Annotated in this window: 8 protein-coding genes and 1 pseudogene; 3 read left to right on the top strand and 6 right to left on the bottom strand. The window is 66.6% G+C overall.

Going from position 1 to position 10,564, the window contains the following annotated elements; genetic code table 11:
* Positions 1–67: 67 nt before the first annotated feature.
* From DM995_RS04005 to murI, 6 genes and pseudogenes are all read right to left on the bottom strand, one after another.
* Positions 68–1,633, bottom strand: coding sequence for a cisplatin damage response ATP-dependent DNA ligase (locus tag DM995_RS04005; protein ID WP_116968578.1), 1,566 nt, complete (start codon positions 1,631–1,633; stop codon positions 68–70).
* Complete coding sequence (locus DM995_RS04000; RefSeq protein ID WP_116968577.1) at positions 1,633–2,637, bottom strand: ligase-associated DNA damage response exonuclease; 1,005 nt, start codon at positions 2,635–2,637, stop codon at positions 1,633–1,635. The genes DM995_RS04005 and DM995_RS04000 overlap by 1 nt, the downstream gene beginning before the upstream one ends.
* Positions 2,638–2,668: 31 nt before the next feature.
* Positions 2,669–3,370 carry a YceI family protein gene (locus DM995_RS22100; RefSeq protein WP_232824478.1) on the bottom strand — a complete coding sequence of 234 codons (702 nt, stop codon included), beginning with the start codon at positions 3,368–3,370 and terminating at the stop codon, positions 2,669–2,671.
* Positions 3,265–3,783, bottom strand: a pseudogene (locus DM995_RS22095) (cytochrome b); the annotation flags it as partial. The pseudogene DM995_RS22095 and the gene DM995_RS22100, both read right to left, overlap by 106 nt.
* Positions 3,783–4,997, bottom strand: coding sequence for a 5-aminolevulinate synthase (gene hemA, locus DM995_RS03990; protein WP_116968576.1), 1,215 nt, complete (start codon positions 4,995–4,997; stop codon positions 3,783–3,785). The pseudogene DM995_RS22095 and the gene hemA, both read right to left, overlap by 1 nt.
* Positions 4,998–5,226: 229 nt before the next feature.
* Entirely contained in the window at positions 5,227–6,048 is an 822-nt protein-coding gene (gene murI / locus DM995_RS03985; protein WP_116968575.1) for a glutamate racemase, read from the bottom strand.
* A gap of 112 nt (positions 6,049–6,160) precedes the next feature.
* Here murI and plsY point away from each other — a divergent pair, with 112 nt between their 5' ends.
* From plsY to topA, 3 genes are all read left to right on the top strand, one after another.
* Positions 6,161–6,775: a glycerol-3-phosphate 1-O-acyltransferase PlsY gene (plsY, locus tag DM995_RS03980; protein ID WP_116970320.1), complete on the top strand. Its 615-nt coding sequence runs from the start codon at positions 6,161–6,163 to the stop codon at positions 6,773–6,775.
* A 25-nt stretch (positions 6,776–6,800) separates the two neighbouring features.
* Positions 6,801–7,910 (top strand): DNA-processing protein DprA, encoded by a 1,110-nt coding sequence (dprA, locus tag DM995_RS03975; RefSeq protein ID WP_116968574.1) that lies wholly within the window; start codon positions 6,801–6,803, stop codon positions 7,908–7,910.
* A gap of 93 nt (positions 7,911–8,003) precedes the next feature.
* Positions 8,004–10,564, top strand: a 2,561-nt coding sequence (gene topA / locus DM995_RS03970; protein ID WP_116968573.1) for a type I DNA topoisomerase, incomplete at its 3' end; no start/stop codon positions are given.

Here is a 10,564-nt window from a genome sequence, read left to right as displayed (position 1 = left end):
AACCAGTGTTGCACTTCAAACGTGAATCCACACCCCCGCATTCGCGGGGGTGACGGGCTTTGGTCGCTTACGTGATGAACGCCCTGAGCGCCGCCACCGTGTCCGCCTCGGCCGCCGGCTTGTCGCGCCGTAGCCGGGCGATCCGGGGAAAGCGCATCGCGATGCCCGACTTGTGCCGCTTCGATTCATGGATCGAATCGAATGCCACTTCGAGCACCAGCGACTTTTCGACCTCGCGCACCGGGCCGAAGCGGTTGACGGTGTTCTGCCGGACGAACTTGTCGAGCCATTTGAGCTCGCTGTCCGAGAAGCCCGAATAGGCCTTGCCGACCGGGACGAGCTCGCCTTCGTCGTTCCAGCAGCCAAAGGTATAGTCGCTATAGAAGCTCGACCGCTTGCCGCTGCCGCGCTGCGCGTACATCATCACGCAATCGGCGGTCAGCGGGTCGCGCTTCCACTTGTACCACAGCCCGACACGGCGACCAGGCACGTACAGGCTGTCGCGCCGCTTGAGCATCACGCCCTCGATCGCGGCATCGCGCGCGCCGTCGCGGATGCGGCCGAGCTCGGCAAAATCCGCTGCCTCGATGATCTGCGACAGGTCGAACCGGTCGGCGGGGAGCGCCGGCAGCTTCGCCTCGAGCCGCGCCCGGCGGACATGCCAGGGTGCGGTGCGCAGGTCCTCGCGCCCGTCGATCAGCAGGTCGTAAAGCCGCACGAACGCAGGCGCTTCGGCGAGCATCTTGGCCGATACCGTCTTGCGGCCCAGCCGCTGCTGCAGCGCGTTGAAGCTTGCCGCCTCGCCCATCTGTGCCTGCCCGCGCACCAGCAGTTCGCCGTCGAACACGCCCTCGATGGGCATGTGCTGTGCAATATCGGGAAAGGCGAGGGTGATGTCGTCGCCGCCGCGGCTGAACAGCCTCACCTGCTCGCCGATGCGCACGATCTGGATGCGGATGCCGTCCCATTTCCACTCGGCGGCATAATCGGCAAGATCGACCGTGCCGTCCTCGAGCGGATGCGCGAGCATGAACGGGCGGAAATAGGGCGTGCCTTCGGGATCGGGGCGTGGCCCGCCTTCGCCCCAGGCGAACAGGCTGGCATAAGGTGGCGCGAGAGCGTGCCACACCTCCTCGACCGCATCGACATCAAGCCCGAAGGCCTGCGCGAACGCGGTCTTGGCGAGCCGCGCCGAGATGCCGACGCGCATCGCCCCGGTGGCGAGCTTGATCAGCGCATAGCGGCCGTCGCTGTCGAGCCGGTCCATATAGTCTGCGAGCAGCGCAGGCGCGCGGGCGCGGCTGACGTTCGCAAAGCTGTCGACCGCATCGGCGAGGCGCAGATCGTTGGTCGGCGTTCCAGTCTCGGGCCAGATCAGGGCGACGGTCTCCGCGGTGTCTCCGACGAAATCGCGGCTCAGGCGAAACAGCTCGGGATCGACCCGCTCCATCGCCATCGCGCGCACCGCCGAAGCCTTGACCGCCGAGAAATCGGCCTCGCCGGTCAGCGCCGCAAGCGCCCAGCCACGATCGGGATCGGGCGTGGCGCGCAGATAATCGGCGATCAGCGCGACCTTGGCATTGCGCGAGCGGGTATAGCCCAGCTGCGTGACGAGCGCGGCAAAGGCGCGCATCAGGCGTCGTCCTCGTCTTCGCGCCCGACCAGCGCCAGCGCACGCGCCCGGATCTGGTGCAACTGGCACCAGCGCAGCAGCGCCTCCTCGCGGCCATGCGTCACCCAGACCTCGCGCGGGGCGACATCGCGGATGGTCTGCGTGAGCTCGTCCCAGTCGGCATGGTCGGAAATGATGAGCGGCAGCTCCACCCCGCGTTGCCGCGCGCGCGCGCGCACGCGCATCCAGCCTGAGGCCATGGCGGTGACCGGATCGGGCAGTCGCCGACTCCACCTGTCGGCCAGCGCCGAGGGCGGGGCGAGGATGACGCGGCCCATGAGCTCGCTCTTGTCGGTTCCCGCCACGGGCCGCAGCTCGCCCAGATCGACGCCATGCTCGCCATAGAGCGCGCACATCTTCTCGAGCGCGCCGTGCAGATAGATGGGATCATCGAAGCCCGCGTCACGGAGCTCGGCGATCACGCGCTGCGCCTTGCCCAGCGCATAGGCCCCCACCAGCACGCAGCCTTGCGGATTCGTCTCGAGCATCGCGAGCAGCTTGGCGATCTCGTCCGGCGTTGGCGGGTGGCGGAAGACGGGCAGGCCGAAGGTCGCCTCGGTGATGAAGATATCGCAGGGCACGAGTTCGAACGGCGCGCAGCTGGGATCGGGCCGCCGCTTGAAATCGCCGGTGACGACCACGGTCTCACCCTGATATCCGAGCCGGATTTGCGCCGATCCCAGCACATGCCCCGCCGGATGGAAGGAGATGCGCACGCCGTTCAGGTCCACCGCATCGCCATAGCCGACCGCGTTCTCGCCCGTGTAGCGGCCATAGCGCAGGTTGATGATGTCGAGCGTTTCGGGCGTCGCCCAAACCGCGTCATGCCCGCCGCGCGCATGGTCGGCATGGCCGTGCGTGATCAGCGCGCGCGAGACGGGCCGAGAGGGATCGATCCACGCATCGGCCGGCCGCACGTAGATGCCATGGGGAAAGGGTTCGATCCAGTGCGGGGAAGCGGTCATGCGGGCGATATGGAGTCGCCCGTGCGCCGGTTCAATCGCGTGCGGTCGCCTGGAAGTCGAAACTCACCGCAACGGACCCGGCAATTTCAGCTGTGCTGGCATAATCGCCCTGGCCGACGCCGAAACTTGTGCGGTCGATGGTGGCGCTGCCCCGGGCACGCGCCTTGTCGCCCCTTATGTCGAGCGTGAAGTTGAGTGGCACCGATTTGGTCACCCCGCGCAGCGTCAGCGTGCCATCGGCGCGATAGCGGTTGCCGCCAAGCGCCTTGAACTTGCTGGCCCGATACGTCGCCTTGGCGAACTTGCCGGTATCGAAGAAATCGCTGCCGGTCAGCGTGCCGTCGCGCTGGCCGTCGCCGGTATCGACGGAGGCCAAATCAATGCTGACATCGATCTTCGAGGCGTCGAGCGCCTCGGGCGCAAACAGGATGGTCGCGGTCCAGAGCGCGAAGCGGCCGTCGACCGGCTCGCCGTTCCAGCGCGCCGAAAAGCCGAGCGTGCCGCCCTTGGCGACGACCCAGTTGCGCGGCTCGGCCTCCGGCGCTTGCCGAGCACCACGCCGCCCAGCATGATCGCCGCTGCCGTCATCAGCGCGCCAATCGCCTTGCCCTGGCCGCCGGGCAGCATCCGCGCGAGGATCGGCGTGCCGAGCAGATACTGGTGCCGCAGCGCGCCCGCGACATGCAGCACCAGGAGCGCGATCGCGACATTGGGCATGACATGGTGGAGAAATTCCGCCGGTTCGCCCCAGCTCGCAGGCACCGGCAGGTGCGGCCAGGGGATCGAGCCGAACAACAGCGTCTCGACCTTGATCCTCGAGGTCGAAACGATGATCCAGCCGGTCGCCGGCGCGGCGATCATGAAGAAATAAAATCCGAAATGGACCAATCCCGAGAGCGTCATCGCCCATCTGGGCCCCGACACCGGCGCCGGGCGCGGCGCGATGAAGCGCCAGCCCAGGCGCAGCACGCTCAGCAGCAGGATGGTGATGCCGACCGACTTGTGCAGCTGATAGCGCGCGAACAGGTCGGGTCCGCGCGGTCCCTCGAGCGATTCGGCAAAGACGATCTGGAAGACGAGTGCCGCCGCGATCAGCCAGTGGAGAACGATGGCCCCAAGGCTGTAGCGTTGCGGCGCAAGCCCCATCAGGCGGCCTTGCGCAGTTCCAGCCGGTCCCAGATTTCGACCAGCGCCGCGGTGAGGTCGCGCATCATCGCCTCGTCATGGCTGGGGCCGGGGGTGAAGCGCAACCGCTCGGTGCCGCGCGGCACGGTCGGGAAATTGATCGGCTGCACGTAGACACCATATTCGGCGAGCAGCATGTCGCTGATCCGCTTGGCCTTGACCGGATCGCCGACCATCAGCGGCACGATATGCGTGGTGGTGTCCATCACCGGCAGCCCGGCGTCGCGGAACAGCTGCTTGAGCGTCGCGGCGGCGGCCTGCTGGCCCTCGCGCTCCTCGCTCGACTGCTTGAGATGGCGCACGCTTGCCAGTGCACCCGCGACCAGCACCGGTGACAGCGAGGTGGTGAAGATGAAGCCGGGCGCATAGCTGCGGATCACGTCGATGATCTTCTGGTCGGCCGCGATATAGCCGCCCATCACCCCGAACGCCTTGCCGAGCGTGCCCTCGATGATCGTCAGCCGCGCGGCCGCCTCGTCGCGCTCCGAAATGCCGCCGCCATGCGCGCCATACATGCCGACCGCGTGCACCTCGTCGAGATAGGTCAGCGCATTGTACTTGTCGGCCAGGTCGCAGATCGCGTGGATCGGGGCGACATCGCCGTCCATCGAATAGACGCTCTCGAACGCGACCAGCTTGGGCACGTTCGGGTCTTCGGCGGCGAGCAGCTCTTCGAGATGCTCGACATCGTTGTGGCGGAAGACGCGCTTCTCGCAGCCCGAATTGCGGATGCCCGCGATCATCGAGGCGTGGTTGAGCTCGTCCGAAAAGATGATGCAGCCCGGCAGGATGCGTGCCAGCGTCGAGAGCGTCGCGTCGTTCGAGACATAGCCCGAGGTGAACAGCAGCGCGCCGTCCTTGCCGTGCAGATCGGCCAGTTCGTGTTCGAGCTCGATATGATAATGCGTGTTGCCGCCGATATTGCGCGTGCCGCCCGAGCCTGCGCCGACATTGTGCAGCGCCTCTTCCATCGCGGAGATGACCTTGGGATGCTGGCCCATCGCGAGATAGTCGTTCGAGCACCAGACGGTGATCGGCTTCGGGCCATTATGCCCGTGGAAGCAGCGCGCATTGGGGTACGCGCCCTTGTTGCGCAGGATGTCGATAAAGACCCGGTAGCGGCCCTCGGCGTGCAGCCGGTCAATCGCCGCTTCGAAAATCTGGTCGTAGTTCACGCAGCCACCCTGGTCCTGACATATGATGTTGCAGCTCGTTGCGCCTCACCCATTCCGCGACCATCTGCGTGCGCATCAGCTGCCGTCTTCATAGCAACTAAATCCCGCAATTCCAGCGATAATGGCTCGCAACTGATGGGACAAAACGTCCTATAGCGCGTGTCGGTTAAGCATTCGCTTGGCCATCACGCCAATGGAAAATCGGCGTCAGCTTGATCGTGCGGGTCGATCAAAGACTATCGAACGCGGCAAATCCGCGCGCCTTGAGTGCGGGTTGATAGGCAGCGATCGCGCCGGCGGGGCCGGTGGCGACGAAGCGCAATCCATTGCCCTCGAACCGCTGGTCGCGCGTCAGCCAGGCGACGCGCCGCGCGATCCCTTCGGCACCGTGGACGAAGCGTACCGGCCGGGCGAACGCGCGGGCGAGCTCGTCCTCGACCAGCGGAAAATGGGTGCAGGCCAGCACCACCGTGTCGATCGGCACCGCGCGCTCCTGCGAAGTGAGACCCGCCACCGCGCGATCGAATATCGCAGGATCGGGCGTTTCGCCGCGCAGTTTCATCTCGGCTGCACGCACCAGTTCGGGCGCGCCATAGCGCAGCAGGCTCGCATCGCTGGCAAATTCGCGCGCCAGATTGGTGACATAGGGCTGACGCACCGTCGCCTCGGTCCCCAGCACGCCGATCACCCGGCTCGTCGAGATCTCGGACGCGGGCTTGATCGCCGGAACGGTGCCGACAACGGGCAGGTCGAGCGCGGCGCGCACCTGGGGCAGCGCGATGGTCGACGCGGTGTTGCACGCGATGGTGATGAGGCGCGGGCGATAACGTTCGACCAGCCGCCCGAGCAGCGCGGGCACGCGCGCCCCGATCTCGGCTTCGGTCTTCTCGCCATAGGGCAATCCTGCGAAATCGGCGGCATAGACGATCGGCGCGTCCGGAAGCAGCTTGCGCGCCGCATCGAGCACGGTCAGCCCGCCGACACCGGAATCGAAGAACAGCAGCGGGGCTCTGGGGTCGGTCTCGCTCGCGGGCGATGGGCTTTGCGTCATGCGCCACGCTTAGCATCGCAGGGCAGGCGATCAACCATGCTTGCCAAAAACGTCGGCCAGCCTATCACGCATGGCACGCGGATGAACCGCGCGGATGCGGGACGAGAATGTGATGAGCGATCTGGCAGGCATGGCCGTGGCGACCCTGGGCGGGCTGATGCTGATGGGCTATCTGCTCGGCTCGATCCCGTTCGGCATCATCCTGACGCGGCTGGCGGGTGCGGGCGATCTGCGCAGCATCGGGTCGGGCAATATCGGCGCGACCAACGTGTTGCGCACCGGACGCAAGGGGCTGGCCGCTGCAACCCTGTTGTTCGATCTGGGCAAGGGTGCGCTCGCGATCGCGATTGCCGAGGCGATCGCGCCGGGCAGCGGACCGTTCGCCGGGCTGGGCGCTTTTCTGGGCCATTTATATCCGATCTGGCTCAAGTTTGCCGGCGGCAAGGGGGTTGCGACCTTGCTCGGCATCGCGATTGCGCTTTACTGGCCGCTCGGCATCGTTTTCGCCGTCGTGTGGCTCGGCACCGCCTTTGCCTTTCGCTATTCGTCGCTGGGCGGCATGCTCGCGGCGGCAGCGATGCCGGTGGCGGCGTGGTGGTTTGGCATGGAGCAGGCTCTGTGGGTGTTCGTCGTGACCTTGGTGTTCGTGCTGTGGAAGCATCGCGGCAATATCGAGCGGCTGATGGCGGGCACCGAGCCAAAGATCGGCAGATCGTCCGCCGCCTGAGCCCCCGCCGCCTGAGCTTCATCGCATGCTGAGCGCCGAGCATCTGGCGCGCATCCGGCTGCTGCGCAGCGAGCGCATCGGACCCATCAGTTTCGCGCAGTTGATGGTGCGGTTCGGCTCGGCGCTCGCCGCGATCGACGCGCTGCCCGATCTCGTCCAGCGCGCCGGGGGGCGACCGCTCCGCATCGTCTCGCAGGGCCAGGCCGAGCAGGAGGCGCAAAGGGTCGAGGCGGCAGGTGCGCGCTATCTGTTCGCCGACGATGCCGATTATCCAGGGCTGCTCGGCCATATCGACAATGCCCCACCGATCCTCACCGTGCGCGGCGACACCCGGCTGATGCAGCGCCCGAGCATCGCGATGGTCGGCGCGCGCAACGCCTCGGCTTCGGCGTGCCGCTTTGCCCGGCAGATCGCGGGCGAGCTCGCCGAGGCCGGGTTTCTGGTCGTCTCGGGCCTGGCGCGGGGAATCGATACCAGCGCGCACGAGGGCGCCTTGCGGATCGCAGGTGCCGGCCCGGCGAGCACCGCCGGCGTGATCGCCTCGGGCATCGATATCAGCTACCCGCCGGAGAACCGCAATCTTCAGGCCGAGATGGGCGAGCGTGCGCTGGTGATCGCCGAACAGCCGCCGGGCACCGAGCCGCTAGCGCGGCATTTCCCGTATCGCAACCGTATCATCGCCGGGATGGCGCACGGCACGCTGGTCGTCGAAGCCGCGCCAAAGTCCGGCTCGCTGATCACCGCGCGGCTGGCGGCCGAAGCCGGGCGCGACGTGATGGCCATTCCCGGATCGCCGCTCGATTCGCGCTCGCGAGGCTGCAACGAGCTGATCCGGGGCGGGGCGGTGCTGGTGCAGGGGGTGGAGGACATATTGGAGCTGGTTTCGCCGATGACCGTCAGCCGGGCGCGCCATGTTGCCGCGCCGGTCCAGCCTTACTCCCCGCAACCGCAGCGCGAGCCCGATGATGCCGCGCGGCAGCTGCTGGTCGACCTGCTCGGTCGCTCGCCGATCGGCGTGGACGAACTCGTGCGCCAATCGGCGCTGGAGAGCGGCGCAGTGCAGATGATCCTGCTCGACCTTGAACTGGGCGGGCTGATCGAGCGGCATGCGGCGGGACGAGTGTCGCTGGTGTGACCGGCTTCACGCCTGCACTGGACGCTCTTGACGAATGCCGATAACGCCGCCCAGCTTACGCGTACACGTGAGAGCTTCCGGGAAATCCATTACATGCAACTGGTTATCGTCGAATCGCCCGCCAAGGCAAAGACCATCGAAAAATATCTCGGGTCCGATTACCGGGTGCTGGCCAGCTATGGGCATATCCGCGATCTTGCGCCCAAGGACGGCTCGGTCGATCCCGACAATGATTTCGACATGGTCTGGGAAGCCTATGGCGACAAGACGCGCCAGCTCAAGGCCATTACCGACGAGGCCAAGAAGGCCGACCGGCTGATCCTGGCGACCGACCCCGATCGCGAGGGCGAGGCGATCAGCTGGCACGTGCTCGAGGTGCTGGGCAAGCGCAAGGCGCTGCCCAACGCGGTCGAGCGCGTCACCTTCAACGCGATCACCAAGAAGGCCGTCACCGAGGCGATGGCGGCGCCGCGCGAGCTCGATACCGACCTGATCGATGCCTATCGCGCCCGCCGCGCGCTCGACTATCTGGTCGGCTTCACGCTTTCGCCGGTGCTGTGGCGCAAGCTGCCCGGCGCGAAATCGGCGGGGCGCGTGCAGTCGGTTGCGCTGCGTCTAATCGTCGAGCGCGAGCGCGAGATCGAGGCGTTCACCGCGCAGGAATACTGGTCGGTCAGCGCGCAGATGGAGCAGGACGGCCAGGCCTTCACCGCGCGGCTGGTGCGGCTGGAGGGCGAGAAGCTCGACAAGCTCTCGCTCGGCAATGCGGGTGCCGCCGAAGCCGCCAAGGCCAAGGTCGAAGCCGGGCATTTCACCGTCGAGACGGTCGAAACTCGGCCCGTGAAGCGCAATCCGCCGCCGCCGTTCACCACCTCGACGCTGCAGCAGGAAGCCGCGCGCAAGCTGGGCTTCTCCGCCAGCCACACCATGCGGATTGCGCAGAGCCTCTACGAGGACGGCGCGATCACCTATATGCGAACCGATGGCGTTCAGATGGATGGCGGCGCGATCCAGGAAGCGCGCAAGGCGATTTCCGAGCGCTATTCGGGTCATTACCTCCCCGAAACCCCGCGCCAGTACCAGACCAAGGCCAAGAACGCGCAGGAAGCGCATGAGGCGATCCGCCCCACCGATTTCAGCCGCGATCGCGCCGGTTCGGGCGACCATGCGCGGCTCTACGACCTGATCTTCAAGCGCGCGCTCGCCAGCCAGATGGCGACCGCATTGCTCGAGCGCACGGTCGTCGAACTGGTCGACGGCACGGGGCGCACCGCGCTGCGCGCCAATGGTCAGGTGGTGAAATTCCCGGGCTTCCTCGCGCTGTACGAGGAAGGGCTCGACGATCCCGACAGCGAGGATGGCGGCCTGTTGCCGGTCATGTCCAGGGGCGACAGTCCAGCGAAGAAATCGGTCGACGCCGTGCAGCATTTCACCCAGCCGCCGCCGCGCTTTTCCGAAGCATCGCTGGTCAAGCGGCTCGAGGAGCTGGGAATCGGGCGGCCCTCGACCTATGCCTCGATCATCCAGGTGCTCAAGGACCGCGCCTATGTGCGCGTCGAGAAGAATCGTTTCTTCGCAGAGGAATCGGGCCGGTTGCTGACAGGCTTTCTCGAGCGATTCTTCGAGCGCTATGTGGCTTACGACTTCACCGCCGGCCTCGAGGAAGAGCTGGACGACGTGTCGGGCGGTCGCGCGGAATGGCGCGCGGTGCTCGAGGCCTTCTGGCGCGATTTCAAGCCCAAGACCGCCGAGGTGATGGAGCAGAAGCCTTCCGAGATCACCGCCGAGCTCGACAAGTTCCTCGAGCCTTATCTCTTCCCCAAAAAGGCCGATGGTGGTGATCCGCGCCTGTGCCCGAAATGCGGCGAGGGGCGTCTGGCGCTGCGCGGCGGCCGGTTCGGTGCGTTCGTTGCTTGCTCCAACTATCCCGAATGCAAATATACGCGCCGCTTTGCCCAGGGCGGCGGCGAGGCGGATCAGGGCGATAGTGGACCCGAGGAGCTCGGCACCGATCCGGTGACCGGCGAGGCGGTGAGCAAGCGGTCTGGTCGCTTCGGCCCCTATGTCCAGCTGGGCGACGGCAAGGACGCCAAGCGCGCATCGATCCCCAAGGACGTGCCGGGCGAGGATTTCGGGCTCGAATGGGCGCTGAAGCTTCTGTCGTTGCCGCGCGAGATCGGTGAGCATCCCGAGACGGGCAAGCCGATCACCGCGAGCATCGGCCGCTACGGGCCATATCTGGCACATGACGGCAAATATGCGCGGCTGTCGGGCACGATGGAGGTGTTCGAGACCGGCATGAACGCGGCGGTGGTCAAGCTCGCCGAGGCCGCAGCGGGCGGCGGTCGCGCGCGGCGCGGCACGCCCGAACCGCTCAAGGTGCTGGGCAAGAACCCCGCGACCGATACCGATGTCAAGATCATGGACGGGCGCTATGGCGCTTATGTCACCGACGGCAGCGTCAACGCGACCATCCCCAAGGACAAGAACAAGGACGAGCTGACGCTCGACGAGGCGCTGCTGCTGATCGCCGAACGCGCCGCCAAGGCGCCTGCCAAGAAGGGCAAGAAGGCTCCGGCGAAAAAACCGGCTCCGAAAAAGGCGGCGGGCTTGTCCGACGGGGCCTTTTGCGCCAGCGCAGGCATGGCGATGGC

Origin of the sequence: Blastomonas sp. UPD001 (assembly GCF_003426715.1) — a bacterium.
In the GTDB taxonomy this organism is placed as follows: Bacteria; Pseudomonadota; Alphaproteobacteria; order Sphingomonadales; family Sphingomonadaceae; genus Blastomonas.
The sequence above is the reverse complement of the archived record's forward strand: the minus strand, read 5'-3'. Positions and strand labels throughout refer to the sequence as shown.

Excerpts from the sequence above, each read along its gene's own strand:
- murI (WP_116968575.1), bottom strand. The coding sequence starts at position 6,048 with ATGACGCAAAGCCCATCGCCCGCGAGCGAGACCGACCCCAGAGCCCCG.
- DM995_RS04005 (WP_116968578.1), bottom strand. The coding sequence starts at position 1,633 with ATGCGCGCCTTTGCCGCGCTCGTCACGCAGCTGGGCTATACCCGCTCG.
- plsY (WP_116970320.1), top strand. The coding sequence starts at position 6,161 with ATGAGCGATCTGGCAGGCATGGCCGTGGCGACCCTGGGCGGGCTGATG.
- DM995_RS04000 (WP_116968577.1), bottom strand. The coding sequence starts at position 2,637 with ATGACCGCTTCCCCGCACTGGATCGAACCCTTTCCCCATGGCATCTAC.
- dprA (WP_116968574.1), top strand. The coding sequence starts at position 6,801 with ATGCTGAGCGCCGAGCATCTGGCGCGCATCCGGCTGCTGCGCAGCGAG.